A 16,280-nucleotide genomic window follows, 5' to 3' on the forward strand; every position below is an offset into this window, starting at 1 on the left:
ATTTGGAGGAAATTAAATGATTTTAGAAAAGGATATAATTTCGTTTTATAATTCAAAAAAAATAATTAGAAATGATATATTTATTAGAATTTCAGGTTTTTTCCTGGCAATATTAATTTTTTTTGCAGTAAATTTGCCGCCTTCTGATTTGATACCCATCAAATTTGGCCCATTCACATTGAATGTAGCAGCAACATTAATGCTACTCTTTTTCACTCTAATAAGTTTTTTAAGCAAAAGGTATCAAGTTGAACTATCGTCTGCAGATATTAGTATGATCGGAATAAGTTGTATTGTCTTGGTTAACATGAGTGATATTAAACAAGTAATGTTATTTTATTTTATGTTCATTGCTCTTCCATATTTAACTGGTAAATTTCTGGTATACCAAAATGTAGGGTTAATTCTAAAAAGAATAATTGGTTATTCAGGTATTATTCAAACTTTAATTATTCTATTTAAACCATTTACATTTGAAGCATCAACGAGTAGAGGATTATTCTGGCAAATGAGTACTCAAACAGCAGGTGGAGGATATAGAGAAGTAGGTTCTATCGGCCATCCTATTGTACTCGCTACCTTGTTGTTGCCATCATTTATTTGTTGGTTAGATACTCTTCTTGATTCAAGCGCAAAGAAAACAGAAAAAATACTCAGTGGGATATTTACATGTTTAATTCTCTATTCAATATTCCTAACTTATTCAAGGGGAGCATGGATATCATTAATTGTTGCGACTTTTGCTATTTTAATAAAAAGAAGGGTTTTTAAAAATACAAAATCATATATTTTTGCTACTTTAGGAGCTTTAGCTTTAGTTGTATTGGGAGGGGACTTAGTAACTTCTATAAGCGATCGTTTTGCAGCTCTAAATATGAACGATGGATCTTTATCTCATAGAAGTTACATGTTTGCATGGACATGGGATCATCTTTCAAAAATGAATTCCAATTTTTTAATTGGAATTGGTTATTATCAATCTTATCCTTTGTTGAAAAGTGATGTACCGCCTGATGGTTTTGCGGTTATGGATAATACATTTTTAACACTAATAATTGAGCTAGGTTTATTAGGGTTATTTTTCTTTGTTTTTATAGTTGGAAAAATATTAATGAATCTAAAGCTAAAATACAGAAAAGATACATTTATAACTATTATAATTATTTCATTCTTAATGCAAGGATTTTCATTTGATATGTTTAGCTGGGAAGGATGCTGTATATTTTTGTGGTTATTAATTGGGTATCAAGCAAATAACACTGAGATGAAGAGTGTGGAAAGGAGTTTTTAATCATGAAGAAAGATTTGACTCTATTTTTTATTAGTCCTCATAACTGGCATGATCATGTCTCAAAGAATCAAATAAATAGACCACTGAAGTTAGCAGAGCAATTCTCTAAAGATCAAATGTTTAAAGAAATTTATATAGTGAATCGAATAAGACCTCAAGTTCTATACTTTACAAAACATAATCGGCTGGAAGTTGGCAAAAGTTTGGGGTTTAAAATTTTGAGATGCAATGACTTTGCTAACACTTATTATGTGGAACATTGTTTTCCTTTTGGAAAAGCAGAAGAGATCATGCTTCCAATGATTATAAAGCGAATTAAAAGAAAGAAAAAAATTAAAGATTCAATAATACTTGTTTCTGATCCTAAATCAGCAAGTATTTTTCAAGCAAAACTAGGATTGGGTATTTTTGATGCATATGATAATTGGGAATTGAGCCCATTGTATAAAGACGATAAACGTAATCGGGAAGCTATAAGTAGTGGATATAAAATAGCATCAAAATATGCAGAGGTTTTAATTACCAATACTCCGTACATGATGCAATCCATGCTACGAAATGAAGGTCATGTATATTTGGTTGGTAATACATCTTCGTTATCATCTGACAAGATAATTACAAAAAAGGAATCTGAATATAATAAAAAAAAGAGCGTTGGGTACATAGGGAACATTTATGAAAGACTTGATTTAAATATCATTGATTTTATATCAGATAAGTTTTTAGATGTTGATTTTATTTTTATTGGAAAACAAACGTGGGGCAATCAGCTTGATAAAGAAAAATTCTTACAGTTAACTAAAAAAAATAATGTTTTTTATAATGATAAAATTCCTTATGATCAGATAACTAACAAAATACTCGATTTTGATGTTTGTATTATTCCGCATATTGTCGATGTATTCACACTTACTCAGGATTCAATGAAAATGTATGACTTTTTATCTCTGGGAAAACCCATTGTAACAACACCGGTCCCACCATCTGAATTATTAATGGATTATGTATATATAGCTGATGACAAGGAGAGGTTTGCTGAAAAACTGCAAAATGCACTGGATGAGGTTGGGCAAGAGAATAAACAGTCCAGACAAGAATATATGAAGCAAAATGGTTGGGCATCACGAACAAACGAGATTTATTCAATTATAAAGGATGTGAGCTTAGCATAATGATGACTCTCAAAAGTGATGCGAGTCTAAGGCATTCTAAGAAATCCGCAGAGGAAGCTAATATTTTCATTATCGGTTCAAAAGGAATTCCGGCACAGTATGGAGGATTTGAAACATTCGTTGATCAACTAACTGCAAGAAAACAGAGCCAAGCAATTAATTATCATGTTTCTTGTATGTCAGACAACAGGAATGAGTTTTTCTATAATAGATCAAGATGCTTTAATATACCGACAGCTAATATAGGCAGTGCTAAAGCAATAATTTATGATATTCAAAGCTTAAGAGCTTGTATTAAGTATATTAAGAAAAACAATCTTAAGAATTGTATGATTTACATCCTGGCCTGTAGAATAGGGCCAGTTTTTTTTATATATAAAAGGATACTTGAACGTATGAACGTAAGAATTTTTATCAATCCAGATGGTAATGAGTGGCGACGAAGCAAGTGGAGTGCTCCTATCAGGAGATATTGGAAATATTCCGAAAAACAAATGGTTAAACATGCTGATTATATTATTTGCGATTCTTTGGGAATCGAAAGTTACATTCATAGCACGTACAGTAGTTTTAAGCCTCAAACTCAGTACATATCTTATGGGGCTGACCTTACTCCTTCCGTTCTTGATGATAAGGATGAAGGATTTAAAGAATGGCTTTTAAGTAAAGAAATTAGGGAAGACAGATATTTTTTAATCGTTGGAAGATTTGTACCAGAGAATAATTACGAATTAATGATCTTAGAATTTATGGAGAGTAACCTTGATATGGATCTTGTCATAGTTACTAATATTGCTGAAAATAATTTTTATTCGGATTTAAAAGAGAAGACAGCTTTTAATAAAGACAAAAGAATAAAGTTCGTAGGCACTATATACGATCAGGAACTATTGAAAAAAATCAGGGAAAAAGCATTTGCATATCTACACGGGCATGAGGTTGGAGGAACCAATCCATCTCTGCTTGAAGCGTTAGCTAGCACAAAAATAAATATACTGTTGGATGTTGTTTTTAACAATGAAGTTGGAAGAGATGCGGCGTTATATTTTTCTAAGCACAAAGGCAGTTTGAAGCATATATTGGAGTCTACTGTTCAGCTATCCCAAAAAGAAATTAATGATATGGAGGTTAAATCTAAAAGAGTAATTTCCACTAGTTATTCATGGAATAAGATCGTATCAGAATATGAGACATTTTTCAAAAATCAAATAGATTTTGTTGAAACAGGGACTGAAAATAAGGATTTAACGAAAGCGGTAATGGTTTGAACTCAGTTATTTTTAAGTAATGGAGAGTAAGTTATGATAAAAACTGATGTCATAATAATTGGTGTAGAACTAGAGTATTCAAGAACCAAAGTATTATTTAACGGAGCCAATTTTAGTTATGAAAAAGTTCCGTTGGATCGAAAAGGATACATCAAAAGCCAGATTGCTGTCACAACAAAACTAATTAAAGCTTTATTTAAATACAAATGCAAACATATTTATATTTCTTCTATGAATCAGAACTATAGCATTCCAATTATTATATTGTCTAGATTATGCAGAAAAAAAGTTATAAGTGACTTATTAATATCAGAATACGATACGCTAGTGAACGATCGGAAACTTTTTAAAAAGCATTCTTTAACAGCATATAAAGCTTATTTTAACGATTGGTTTTGTGTTAAATTTGCTAATTATTTAATATGCGATACAGAACTACACAAAGAGTATTTTTTAAAAAAATATAGTGGAAGAGAAAATAAATTTAAGGTCATTCCAGTTGGGGCTGAAGAAGTATTCAAACCGTTATTACCTATTAACGAGCAGTGTAGAAATGAGTTCTGCGTATTGTTCTATGGAGGGTTTAGTCCTTTGCATGGAATAGAAACAATTCTTAAGGCTGCAAGTTTATTGTTAGATTATAAGGGGATCTATTTTAAACTAATAGGCAATGGACAAACAAAATCAGAAATGGTGAAACTTGCAGAAGAGCTTGGATTAAATAATGTACATTTTTCTGGAAATATTCCTTATGATGAATTGCCTGAAACAATTCATCAATGTGATGTTGGGTTAGGAATTTTCGGTTTATCTGAAAAAGCAGATCGTGTTATTCCTAACAAGGTTTATCAGATTGCTGCTTGTGCAAAACCTATAGTTACTTTAGGAACGGCCGGAATACGTTTGCTCTTTAAAGATAAAGAAAACATAATTTTAATACATGGAGATTTAAATCATTCTGAACAATTAGCCGAAGCGATCTTAGAGTTATATCATAATCCGGAGTATATGAATCGGTTAGGGGAGGCAGCCTATCAGATCATTCAATCTACATCTAGTCAAAAAATAGTTCAATCTAAATTTAAGGAATGTCTTAATCACTAATCACTCAAAATTCTCCTTTTAATTGTCTACATCATTACTTGGAATGCCGAATACGGGAGAACTTATTATATGAATCGTAAATTGATTTCTAACTATGCATTTACTGCAATTTATCAGGTCTTGGTAATGCTTGTTCCTTTTCTGACTATTCCTTATGTTTCTCGAGTTTTGGGGGCTGATGGAGTTGGGAAAGAAGCTTATGTTACCTCGATCGTTCAACTTTTTTTAATCTTTTCAATTTTAAGTATACCTCTATATGGAAGTAGACAAATTGCAACAAAAAAATCAATTGAAGATGTGGCAAAAGAATTCTGGTCTATTTACACATTTCAATTTCTTTCTTCTGGTTTTATGCTTTTAATTTATGCTGTGTTCATTCTTTTCTTCTTTGAAGATAAAAGCCTTTACTGGATTAACATGTTTATGTTTTTAGCATATGCTTCTGATATATCATGGTATTTTATTGGTAGAGAAGAGATAAAGAAGACTGTTCTGAGAAATACGGCTGTTAAACTCATAGGTGTTCTACTGATTTTTATGTTAGTTAAAAACAGAAATGATTTATGGCTATATATTTTAATTAATACATCTACACTATTTATTGGTCAATTAATAATGTGGATTCCATTAATTAAGGAGTTGGGTTTCGGAAGAAAAAAAATAATCGATTTGAAAACACATTTGAAACCAATATTGATTTTATTTATTCCTCAGGTAATGATTCAAGTCTACATTTTAGTCAATAGAGTTGTATTGGGAAATGTGTCTGGGGAGATCGAAGTTGGATATTATACACAGGCTAATAAAATCATACGTCTTACCCTTGGTATAATTAGCTCAGTCAGTTCTGTTATGATGCCGAGGATGGCCTCTGAGTTCTCGGGTGGAAATAAAGAATCTCTAAAGAAATATGCCGATTATTCTTTGAAATTCATTCTATTCCTAACAATTCCTTTGACATTTGGTACGATAGCCATTACCCCCAATTTTGTGAATTGGTTTTTTGGACCTGAATTCGGTGCAGTTAGTCTAGTTCTAATGACTATGAGCCCAGTTATTATTGTCGTTGGTCTTGCAAATGTTTTTGGAGTGCAAATATTAGTTTCAACCAATCAACAAGGCAAGTATTCCCTTGCTATTACAATCGGTGCCATACTCAGTTTGATTGTCAATATTATGTTGGTATTTAGTTTGAAAAGCCTCGGTACTACAATTGCGCTCTTATCCGCTGAAGTAACGGGAGCTCTTATTTCGATGTATTACGCAAGAAGTTACTTTAATTTCTCTGCCCATGCTCGCCTTGCTTTGAAATATGGTTTCCTGGGTGCCATGATGTTAATAATAATAAAATGGTTTGATTCTTTTTTACTGATGCACGGTGTCCTTCAAACGTTTACGGACATAGCCATTGGCGCAACTATATATTTAATTGCTTTATTGGCTTTTAAGGATCCTCTACTTTGGTTAGTCATTGGGAAACTGAAAATTGGTAAAAAGGTCTCTTCTAAAGAAACCAAACAAGTTTCTAAACAATCTTTTTAATATTAATTGAGGAGTGTTGAAAAATGAAAGGCATCATCCTAGCAGGCGGAACAGGATCCAGACTTTACCCCCTAACCAAGGTGACCAATAAACACTTGCTTCCGGTTGGACAGTACCCCATGATTTACCATTCGATCTACAAATTAAAAGAAGCTGGAATCGACGACATCCTCATTGTCACGGGACGTGACCATATGGGCGATGTCGTTAATCTTTTGGGCAGCGGATTCGAATTCGGCGTCAGCTTCTCTTATAAGGTACAGGATCAGGCTGGAGGCATCGCGCAAGCTCTCGGACTGGCGCGCAGCTTCATTGGAAGCGAGCCGATGGCGGTCATCCTTGGCGATAATGTCTTCCAGGATGACATGAGGCCATTTGTGGAGAACTTCAAGCGTCAAGGCAGAGGGGCGAAGATTCTCCTCAAGGAAGTTCACGATCCGGAGCGCTATGGCGTTGCTGAGCTGGACGGAACATTGATTCGGTCCATTGAAGAAAAGCCGAAGCAGCCGAAGAGCTCGATGGCTGTAACCGGCATCTACATGTACGACAACGATGTATTTGAGATCGTAAAAGGTCTTAAACCATCCGGACGCGGCGAGCTCGAGATCACGGATGTCAACAATGCCTATATTCAGCAAGGCTCGCTCACCTACGATGTACTGGATGGATGGTGGACGGATGCGGGTACGCATGAGTCCTGGGCCCATGCCAATGAGCTTGTCCGCAACCATACCTTCGATCTGAACTTCGGCCGCAAGCTGGCATCCGTGTAGAGGGGACCGGACCAAAAATGAAAATCATACCAAGCAAGCTCGAGGGAGTCCTGATTGTCGAGACCGATGTATTCGGTGACAATCGGGGCTTTTTTACGGAAAGCTACAATGAAGAAACATTCAGAGCAGCAGGAATCGAGCATCGCTTCATTCAAGATAACCATTCCTTATCCCAAGAGGCGGGAACGCTTCGGGGGCTTCATTATCAGCTGAATCCAAAGGCCCAAACCAAGCTGGTGCGTGCAATTAGCGGTGCTATCTATGATGTGGTGGTGGATTTAAGGCAGGGTTCGGCTACGTACGGGGAGTGGCAAGGATTCATTCTCAGCGAAGACAATAAGCGGCAGCTTCTCGTGCCTCGCGGATTTGCACATGGCTTCTGTACCCTCGTCTCCAATACTCAGGTTGTATACAAAGTGGATGAATATTACTCCAAGGAGCATGACCGCGGCATTCTGTGGAATGACCCGGCACTTGGAATCGACTGGCCTTCCGATCGAGTCGTTCTCTCGGATAAGGATAAGATCCATCCTGGATTTCACGAAGCCGAACATAACTTTTAGGGAGTTGTAGAGAGATGAACCTACTGGTCACAGGCGGCGCCGGCTTTATCGGCAGCAACTTCATCCGCCATATGCACGAAGAGCATCCTGAGTACAAGATCGTGAATATCGACAAGCTTACTTACGCCGGCAATCTGGATAACTTATCGGATCTCGATGAGAGCGGGAATTATTATTTTGTGAAAGGCGATATCTGCAATGAAGCTCTTGTCCGGCATCTGCTGAGAGAACACCGCATCGACGCTATCGTCAATTTTGCAGCCGAGTCGCACGTGGACAGGAGCATAAGCGACCCCGGCATTTTCGTAACGACCAATATTTCCGGGACACAGGTTCTGCTGGAGGCTGCAAGAGCGTACGGAATAAGCAAGTATATCCAGATCTCTACGGATGAAGTGTACGGTTCTCTCGGAGAAACAGGATACTTCACGGAGGAGACGCCGCTGGCTCCGAACAGTCCCTACTCCTCCAGCAAGGCAGGGGGTGATCTGCTTGCTCGCGCCTACCATGAAACGTATGGCTTGAATGTCAACATTACCCGCTGCTCCAATAATTATGGGCCCTATCATTTCCCGGAGAAGCTGATACCGCTCATGATTACCCACGCTCTCGACAACAAGCAGCTTCCTGTCTACGGGGATGGACTCAACATCCGGGATTGGCTGCATGTGAGGGATCACGCGGCTGCTATCGATCTGGTCCTGCATCAGGGCGTTCCCGGCGAGATCTACAATATAGGCGGTCATAACGAGCGGACCAACATCCAGATCGTGGAGCTGATTCTGGAGCGCCTGGGCAAATCCAAGGATCTGATCGCTTACGTGGAAGACCGTCTAGGCCACGACCGCCGTTATGCCATCGATCCGGAGAAGCTGGAAACGAAGCTTGGCTGGAAGCCTAAGTACACTTTTGAGACCGGAATAGTGGAAACGATCGACTGGTATTTGGCTAACGAGAAGTGGTGGAGGGATATCCAATCGGGTCAATATCTCAAAAGCTACGATATCCGGTATAGGCAGCCCGTTGCGCATGGTTGAGACAAGGGTGATCGTAACAGGCGCCAAAGGCCAGTTGGGTACGGATATGGCCTCTCTCTTGTCGGAAGCGGGATATGAAGTCCACGCCTTCGGCAGAGAGAAGCTGGATTTCACCGATCGGCGCGAAGTTCTGGAAGTCGTGGAAGCTTTGCAGCCGGATATTATTGTTCATTGCGGTGCTTATACCAAGGTGGATCAAGCCGAGACGGAGCGTGAGCTGGCTGAGAGAGTGAATGGCCATGGGTCCGGATATCTGGCGGAAGCTGCCGAACTCGTTGGAGCGAAGCTTGTGTACGTGAGCACGGATTATGTGTTCGACGGAACTGCCGTCGAGCCGATTCCCGAATCTGCGGCGACGAACCCGATCAACGTATACGGCGCCTCTAAGCTGTTGGGGGAAACGCTTGTGAAGGCAGCGGCGAAACGCTATTTTATTGTCCGCACCTCATGGGTATATGGCCTTCACGGCTCTAACTTTGTCAAGACGATGCTGAATTTGGGCCGCCAAGGGAAACCGTTGACCGTTGTTGAGGATCAGTTCGGGAGTCCTACATTTACGGTCGATTTGGCCGAGTGTGTGTTGCGATTGATTCAATCCGATCACTATGGAACCTATCATGTGTCTAATTCGGGTTCTTGTTCATGGTATGAATTTGCCCAAGCGATCTTTGAGGAAGCCGGCATGAAGGTGGAGCTTGCTCCGGTAGACAGCAGTCGATTCATTCGTCCCGCTCAGCGGCCGGCCTATTCGGTTCTGCGGCACCAATCCTTGTCGGAGAACGGGTTCCCGCCCATGCGGAACTGGAGAGAGGGATTGAAGGAATTCCTGGCGCTGGAATCAGAGGAGGGTAACGATGAAAACCGTACTGCTGTCGGGCGGATCGGGTAAGCGGTTATGGCCGCTCTCCAATGATTTGCGCTCCAAGCAATTTCTCCCTCTCCTCAAGCGGGAGGATGGAGCGAATGAGTCGATGGTGCAGCGGGTATGGCGGCAATTGGCGCAAGCAGGCTTGGCCGGCGACAGCTATATCGCCACCAGCCGCTCTCAAGTCGAAGTGCTGCAAAGCCAATTGGGGGCTGCCGTTCCGATCATTGTGGAACCGGAGCGAAGGGATACCTTCCCGGCTATCGCGTTGGCTGCTGTCTATCTGTACTCGGTCGTGGGCGTATCTCTGCATGAAGTGGTCACGGTGATGCCGGTCGATCCCTATGTGGATGACTCCTTTTACGCATCCATCCGGAAGCTGGAAGAGGCGATTCAGGAAACGGATGCCGAGCTCGCCTTGATCGGTGTCGTTCCGGATCAACCTTCCGAAAACTTTGGTTATATCGTTCCTCATGAATCCAGAAATGCCGAGCATAAATATCAACAGGTAAATAAGTTCAAGGAAAAACCCCCGAGGGAAGAAGCCGCTGCTCTGATTGAGCAGGGAGCGCTTTGGAACTGCGGGGTTTTTGCATTCCGGCTGGACCGGATCATCAACCTGCTTATCTCGCTGAATCTCCCGATCTCCTACGACGAGATGGTGAAGCAGTACCGCAAGCTTCCCAAGAACAGCTTTGACTATGAGGTGGTGGAGAATCTAAGCCGCATGGTCGTCACTCCTTACCAGGGCATATGGAGGGATCTGGGTACTTGGAACAGCCTGACCGACGAGATGGAAGACAGTGTGATCGGCAAAGGGATTGTGACCGAGGACTGCAAGGATACGCATCTCATCAACGAGCTGGATATTCCCATCACAGTCATGGGCCTTTCAGGAATCGTGGTAGCGGCAAGCCCGGATGGGATCCTCGTATCGGAGAAGTCCGTGAGCTCGCGAATCAAGGACGTGAATGGCAGCCAGGATCAGAGGCCTATGTTCGAGGAACGGCGATGGGGTTCATACAAGGTGGTCGACTACGTCAAGTACGAAGACGGCCGCGAAGTGCTGACCAAACGAATCTGCATCGCGGAAGGGAAGAACCTCAGCTATCAGTATCATACCCGGCGCAGCGAAGTGTGGACGATCACCTCGGGCCGCGGCGAGCTCATCCTGGACGGCAAGCATCGGGAGCTTCTACCGGGTGATGTGGTGCTCGTTCCGGCAGGAATGATGCATAGCGTCAGAGCCGTCACGAATCTGGAGATGATCGAAGTCCAGAGCGGCCAGGAGCTGGTCGAGGAGGATATCGTCCGGCTGTGCATGAGCTGGGAAGACATCTTGCAATATGTGCACCATATCGGATAAGGGAGCGGTCAAGAGATGAAACTGGCTGTCATTGGAACGGGCTATGTTGGCCTCGTATCGGGGGTATGCTTCTCCGAGCTCGGCAACGAAGTGGTCTGCGTGGATAAGATCGAGACCAAAATCGACATGCTGAAGCAGGGCGAGGTGCCGATCTACGAGCCGGGGTTGAAACAGCTGATCGAACGAAACACCGAAGCGGGGAGGCTTCATTTCACGACCAACCTGGTCGCGGCCGTCCAGCAATCGGATATCGTGATTCTGGCTGTCGGCACTCCGTCTCTTCCGAATGGAGAGGCGAATCTAAGCTATATCAAGCAAGCCGCGCAAGAAATTGCGCTGGCGATGAACGGCTACAAAATCGTGGTCACGAAGAGCACGGTTCCGGTAGGGACGAACGAAAAAATCGGTTCCATTTTGGCTGAATACTCGATCCATCATTTTGACATCGCATCGGTCCCCGAATTCCTGCGGGAAGGCTCTGCGGTAAAGGATACGCTCAACCCGGATCGAATCGTCATCGGCGCTGACAGCGTCATGGCGAAGGAGCGGCTCAAAGCTCTTCACCGTCCGCTTACGGACAAAATCCTGGTAACGGATATCCGCAGCGCGGAGATGATCAAGTACGCCTCGAATGCCTTCCTGGCGACAAAGATCAGCTTCATCAACGAAATCGCCAACATCTGCGAGAAGGTCGGAGCCGATGTGACGCTGGTGGCGGAAGGCATGGGCTACGACCATCGGATCGGGCCGTCCTTCCTCAAGGCGGGCATTGGGTATGGGGGCTCTTGCTTCCCCAAGGATACCGAAGCTCTCATCCAGATCGCCGGACATGTGGATTACGAATTCAAGCTGCTGAAGTCGGTCGTGGATGTGAACCGCGATCAGCGGTTCAACGTCATCCGCAAGCTGGAAGCCACTCTTGGCGAGCTCGGCGGCAGAACGGTCGCTATCTGGGGGCTGGCCTTCAAGCCGGAGACGGATGACGTGCGGGATGCGCCGGCCTTCGAAATTATTCAAGCCCTGCTGAATAAAGGGGCAAAGATCCGTGCTTATGATCCTGTCGCCAAAGACAACTTCCGCAGCCAGCTGAATGCACCGGATGTCAACTACTGCTCCTCGGCGGAAGAGGCCGCTTCTGGGGCGGATGCCCTCTGCTTGCTTACGGAGTGGGCCGAGTTCCGTGAATTCCCGCTTTCCAGACTGGAGACGCTGCTCAAGCGGCCCGTTCTTATTGACGGAAGAAATCAATTCACCGAAGAAGAGCTCGCGGAGACTTCCTTCATCTATTATTCCGTAGGCAGGCCGAACCTGAACAAAGGCGTAAAAGAGCAAAGCCCCGCACTTTTATTTTAACGGAGGACTTATGAACAGAAGCGAAGCGGTTAAGCTGCTGGACCGGATTCATGGACGGCATTCCTTGAATGGAATGACAGAGGAGAACTGGAGAGAGGCTTGGGCGGATATTCAGGATTCGTTCACGGGGACCCAATTCTACCATCTGTTGCGTATGGACCTTATGGACCTGGTCCCCTCGTGGCTGCAGAGCGAGCTCAAGGCGGAATCGGATCGGGTCCTGTTCCAGAACATGCTGATCCGCTCGGAGCTCAAGAAGCTGCTGAAGGCATTTGATGCGGCCGGAATTCCTGTCATCCCCCTCAAGGGGATTCGAATGGCAGAAAGATATTTCGGCCATTTCGCCGCAAGGCCGACGACCGATTTGGATCTGCTTGTGCGTCCGCAGGATTTGGAGAGAGCATCAAAGCTGCTGTCCGGCATGGACTTCCAACAGGATGACAGTCCCGACAGCGACCACTTCCATCTTCTGTTCAATAAGTTCTATGACAATCCGATGTTCCCGTTTCTTGCGGTTGAGCTCCACTGGGACATACTCCGGTCTCATGCTTCGGATACGGATACCGAAGGGTTATGGGAAAGGTCTCAGCCCTATCCGGGTTATGCTGGGGTGAGGGAGCTGTCCGACGAAGACAGCTTGTATCATATCTGCCTGCACGGCTTCAACCATCAGATGCTGTCGCTGAAATATATCCTCGATGTAGCTCGGCTTGTTGTCGAGACAGCTCCTTCCCTCAGATGGGCAACGATGACGGCTCGTGCTCGAAAAGACGGGAACTACTCAAAGCTGATAACGGTTTTGTCCCTGGTATACTCCCTATGTCCATCGCTGGAGAAAATCAAGCCTTTGCCGGAGCGGAAAAGATGGCCGCTTTGGAACGAAGAACTGATGAGGGAAGCCGGTCTTGGCCTCAAGAGCCGACGGTACTATTTCTTTCGTCTCCTGTCGATCTTCGTCATGTATGATTCCGCGGGAGCGATGCTGAAACATTTGCGATATCTTTTCCTGCCGCCCCGCGATTACGCGCGTTCCCAATTCAGGGAAGACAAGGGCGGCTCTTTGCTGTCCCTGTACACACGAATTTACCGGATCCGGCTGCGGAACTTATTCGGAGGCGGCGCGGCGAGAGCCGGAACAAAGGAGTATGACATCTGATGAGCATCATTCAAAAGCGGGTTTTGATTTCCGTTCTTTCCGTCCTGCTCGTTTCAGGGCTGGCCGTCGTCGGCTTCGGATGGTACCTCTACAACAACTTGAAAGGGACGGCCCACAAGGTGTATGAGCCGACCAGCCGCACGAATTACGTCAGCAAGGATCCGGGCGTGACCAAAACGGCGCAGGCCGTGAACTCGGATAATCTGCCCTTCACCGTACTCGTGATGGGTGTCGATCAACGTCCCGGCGATCAAGGCCGCTCCGATACGATGATGCTGCTCGCGGCAAATCCGCAAAAAAACGACCTGCTTATGGTGAGCATTCCGCGGGATACGAGAACGACCATCGTCGGCCGCGATGTCGAGGACAAGATCAACCACGCTTATGCCTTCGGAGGCGTGAATATGTCTGTGCAGACGGTAGAGAGCTTCCTGGACTTTCCTGTGGATTACTACGTGAAGGTCAACATGGAGGGGTTCGTTAAAATCGTTGATTTATTGGGCGGAGTTGAAGTCAATAATCCGTTCAGCTTCACCATCGACGGACAAAAATACGACAAGGGCAAATTGAAGCTGAATGGCGAATCCACGCTGCTTTACTCCCGCATGCGCTACGACGACCCTCGAGGCGACTTCGGCCGCACGGCCCGCCAGCGCGATATCATCCAGCAGGTGATGAAGAATGCTCTTACGGTCAGCAGCCTGACGAAGGCCAGCGACATGCTGGAGGAGATCGGCAGCAACGTGAAGACGGACATTTCCTTCGACACGATGAAGGATATGCTGATCAATTACCGGCCCAAGATCGAGAAGATCGAGCAGCAGGAGATCAGCGGCCAAGGCAGGATGATAAACGGAATCTGGTATTACATTGTCGATCAAGGCGAGAGGGACAAGATCCACGAGCTGCTCAAGAAGCATCAGGAGCAGGAAGTCCAGCCTTCATTGAATTAATACAGTCCATGGAAGGAAAGGGGATCTCCGCCTATGAAAGGAGCCTGCGCGCCAGCGATGGCCAAGAATCCGTCTGCTGCCGGCACAGCATGGCTGAAGCCGGTGTTATGGTTATCCTTGGGAGCCTGGATCGCCCTTATTTTCTTGTTCTCCTCCCAGTCCTACCAGACGCAGACGATCAAACCCGCGCTGGAGAGAAGCTTCAGCGACGAGCAGGCGGCGGCGCTCCTGCCCAGCCTCGGTTTCACCTACAACCGGCATGAGTATGACACGGCCGCCGATCCTTACGACGTCCTGGAGTTCATCTTCCGCAAGTCGGCGCATCTGTTCGTCTATGCGGTGCTTGCGGGAATTGCCTGGTCTCTGCAGCGGTGCTACCGCATCTATCCGCCGGTTCTTCTGTTCAACGTCGTCGCGCTCACTTTGCTGATCGCTTGCGGCGACGAGTTGAACCAACAATTCTCAACCATGCGTACCCCGAACCCCGAGGATGTGCTGATCGATCTGATCGGCGGCAGCCTCGGGGTCTTCATTCTATACAGCTGCTCGATCGGCCTCCGCTGGTCTAGATCCTTGTCCGGCCGCATATTCTAAGGCACTTTTGGCGGACAGGGGGTCATGTCGTTGTTCCGGAGAAGAAGGAGATTTCCGGTCTTCAAGCTTCTGCTTGCGGCAGCCGGGCTGCTGATGGCCTGGATGCTGGTCAGGGGCATATCGGGACTGGCGGAGGGAAACGGTTCGGGGGACGCCCGCGAAGTCGTGGAGAGCTTCTACACGATGGAGCGGGAGGGCAACTTCGGAGGGTCCTGGGAGCTGTTCCATTCCCAGATGAAGGAGCATTTCACCAAGGACAGCTACATCCAGAAGCGGGCCCATGTATTCATGCAGGACTTCGGCGTCGACACCTTCAGCTTCAAGCTCGGAAGCGGCAAGACGGTGAGCGGCTGGCGTATGAGCAAGGACAGTCCGGCGCTGCCGGAGGTCTATGCCGTGCCGGTGACGATGCTCTATGAGAGCAGCTTTGGCGCTTTCGATCTCGAGCAGACGGTCTACGCGGCGAAGGAAGGCGATGAATGGAAGATCCTCTGGTCATATCAAGGGAATTCCTTGAAGGAATCCTCTTGACGTGATACAAAATGTATCGTAAATTGGAGAAAGGAGGTGGAGTATAGCAAGGCTTGCAATCCTCCTACTGTCATTCCGAATCCATCCGTTGAATTCGGAACGGCCAACATCAACGTCAGCAACAACTTTTTCTACAAGCAGTTCAGCTTCAAGGACGCGAGGTGGGTGTCATGAAATCGTATCAGTCTCCCCGGATCATCATGCATCAGGCGGTTGAGTTCGGCACCGTCAATATCAGCAATAATTTCTTTTATGAATGGTGCAAGTGCTATAACTTCAAGCCGTTCATTTGCAGGCTGTTTTATGGCAATATCGGCCCCAAAGGAGCATCAGGCATCTCGACTCCGCTTGATTTCCCGGAAGGCTGGATTCCGAAAAAATAAGTTGATGATCAGCTTTTTGGATGAGGTGGATGTCAATGAAGCCGTATATGGCTCCAGCTGTACTTATGCATCAGACGGTCGAGTTCGGAACGGTCAATATCAGCAACAACTGGTTCTACAAATGGTGCGTCAGCCAAGGGATGAAGCCGTTCATCTGCAAGCTGTTCTACGGCTCCAATCCGGGCAATCCTCCCTGCGGCTGCAGCAAGCCGCTCGGGTATCTGGACCGTTACGACGGTCCGAAGTAATCCACCGCACCGGCAATCCTGAGGGGGAACGGGCTTCAAGCCGCCGTTCCCCTCTCTCGGAGCATCGTTGCGGCGAATTGT

General features: G+C 45.2%; 18 protein-coding genes. All 18 read left to right on the forward strand.

Annotation, left to right across the window (positions count from 1 at the left end; translation table 11 throughout):
* The first annotated feature begins 16 nt into the window (after window positions 1-16).
* The 18 genes from PHU01S_RS08295 (at window position 17) to PHU01S_RS08375 (ending at window position 16,199) form a co-directional block, all read left to right on the forward strand.
* Window positions 17-1,291, forward strand: a complete 1,275-nt coding sequence (locus tag PHU01S_RS08295; protein WP_127507100.1) for an O-antigen ligase family protein — start codon at window positions 17-19, stop codon at window positions 1,289-1,291.
* A gap of 2 nt (window positions 1,292-1,293) precedes the next feature.
* Window positions 1,294-2,463, forward strand: a complete 1,170-nt coding sequence (locus tag PHU01S_RS08300; protein WP_127507102.1) for a glycosyltransferase family protein — start codon at window positions 1,294-1,296, stop codon at window positions 2,461-2,463.
* Window positions 2,463-3,731, forward strand: a complete 1,269-nt coding sequence (gene cps2T / locus PHU01S_RS08305) for a beta 1-4 rhamnosyltransferase Cps2T (RefSeq protein ID WP_307721789.1) — start codon at window positions 2,463-2,465, stop codon at window positions 3,729-3,731. Before PHU01S_RS08300 ends, cps2T begins: the two co-directional genes overlap by 1 nt.
* Window positions 3,732-3,764: 33 nt before the next feature.
* On the forward strand, window positions 3,765-4,835 hold the full coding sequence (locus PHU01S_RS08310; RefSeq protein ID WP_127507105.1) for a glycosyltransferase family 4 protein: 1,071 nt from the start codon (window positions 3,765-3,767) through the stop codon (window positions 4,833-4,835).
* A 69-nt stretch (window positions 4,836-4,904) separates the two neighbouring features.
* Window positions 4,905-6,377 (forward strand): oligosaccharide flippase family protein, encoded by a 1,473-nt coding sequence (locus PHU01S_RS08315; RefSeq protein WP_127507107.1) that lies wholly within the window; start codon window positions 4,905-4,907, stop codon window positions 6,375-6,377.
* Window positions 6,378-6,400: 23 nt separating this feature from the next.
* Entirely contained in the window at window positions 6,401-7,150 is a 750-nt protein-coding gene (locus tag PHU01S_RS08320) for a sugar phosphate nucleotidyltransferase (protein WP_049869242.1), read from the forward strand.
* A gap of 17 nt (window positions 7,151-7,167) precedes the next feature.
* Complete coding sequence (gene rfbC, locus PHU01S_RS08325; RefSeq protein WP_127507109.1) at window positions 7,168-7,713, forward strand: dTDP-4-dehydrorhamnose 3,5-epimerase; 546 nt, start codon at window positions 7,168-7,170, stop codon at window positions 7,711-7,713.
* Between the two features lie 14 nt (window positions 7,714-7,727).
* Window positions 7,728-8,750 carry a dTDP-glucose 4,6-dehydratase gene (gene rfbB / locus PHU01S_RS08330; protein ID WP_127507111.1) on the forward strand — a complete coding sequence of 341 codons (1,023 nt, stop codon included), beginning with the start codon at window positions 7,728-7,730 and terminating at the stop codon, window positions 8,748-8,750.
* Between the two features lie 7 nt (window positions 8,751-8,757).
* Window positions 8,758-9,639 (forward strand): dTDP-4-dehydrorhamnose reductase, encoded by an 882-nt coding sequence (gene rfbD, locus PHU01S_RS08335; RefSeq protein WP_307721790.1) that lies wholly within the window; start codon window positions 8,758-8,760, stop codon window positions 9,637-9,639.
* Window positions 9,605-10,981 carry a sugar phosphate nucleotidyltransferase gene (locus PHU01S_RS08340; RefSeq protein ID WP_127507115.1) on the forward strand — a complete coding sequence of 459 codons (1,377 nt, stop codon included), beginning with the start codon at window positions 9,605-9,607 and terminating at the stop codon, window positions 10,979-10,981. The genes rfbD and PHU01S_RS08340 overlap by 35 nt, the downstream gene beginning before the upstream one ends.
* A gap of 15 nt (window positions 10,982-10,996) precedes the next feature.
* Entirely contained in the window at window positions 10,997-12,334 is a 1,338-nt protein-coding gene (locus PHU01S_RS08345) for a UDP-glucose dehydrogenase family protein (protein WP_127507117.1), read from the forward strand.
* A 10-nt stretch (window positions 12,335-12,344) separates the two neighbouring features.
* A complete protein-coding gene (locus tag PHU01S_RS08350) occupies window positions 12,345-13,490 on the forward strand; it encodes a nucleotidyltransferase domain-containing protein (RefSeq protein ID WP_127507119.1) in 1,146 nt (381 codons plus the stop codon).
* Window positions 13,490-14,443: an LCP family glycopolymer transferase gene (locus PHU01S_RS08355; RefSeq protein WP_127507121.1), complete on the forward strand. Its 954-nt coding sequence runs from the start codon at window positions 13,490-13,492 to the stop codon at window positions 14,441-14,443. Before PHU01S_RS08350 ends, PHU01S_RS08355 begins: the two co-directional genes overlap by 1 nt.
* A gap of 33 nt (window positions 14,444-14,476) precedes the next feature.
* Window positions 14,477-15,037 (forward strand): VanZ family protein, encoded by a 561-nt coding sequence (locus PHU01S_RS08360; protein WP_127507123.1) that lies wholly within the window; start codon window positions 14,477-14,479, stop codon window positions 15,035-15,037.
* Between the two features lie 30 nt (window positions 15,038-15,067).
* Window positions 15,068-15,568, forward strand: a complete 501-nt coding sequence (locus tag PHU01S_RS08365; protein WP_049869252.1) for a hypothetical protein — start codon at window positions 15,068-15,070, stop codon at window positions 15,566-15,568.
* A 36-nt stretch (window positions 15,569-15,604) separates the two neighbouring features.
* Entirely contained in the window at window positions 15,605-15,742 is a 138-nt protein-coding gene (locus PHU01S_RS25700) for a hypothetical protein (protein ID WP_021877352.1), read from the forward strand.
* A complete protein-coding gene (locus PHU01S_RS08370; protein ID WP_021877353.1) occupies window positions 15,739-15,951 on the forward strand; it encodes a hypothetical protein in 213 nt (70 codons plus the stop codon). Before PHU01S_RS25700 ends, PHU01S_RS08370 begins: the two co-directional genes overlap by 4 nt.
* Before the next feature lie 35 nt (window positions 15,952-15,986).
* Window positions 15,987-16,199 (forward strand): hypothetical protein, encoded by a 213-nt coding sequence (locus tag PHU01S_RS08375; RefSeq protein ID WP_021877354.1) that lies wholly within the window; start codon window positions 15,987-15,989, stop codon window positions 16,197-16,199.
* Window positions 16,200-16,280: the final 81 nt, after the last annotated feature.

Origin of the sequence: Paenibacillus humicus NBRC 102415 (assembly GCF_004000905.1) — a bacterium.
Lineage (GTDB): Bacteria > Bacillota > Bacilli > Paenibacillales > Paenibacillaceae > Paenibacillus_O > Paenibacillus_O humicus.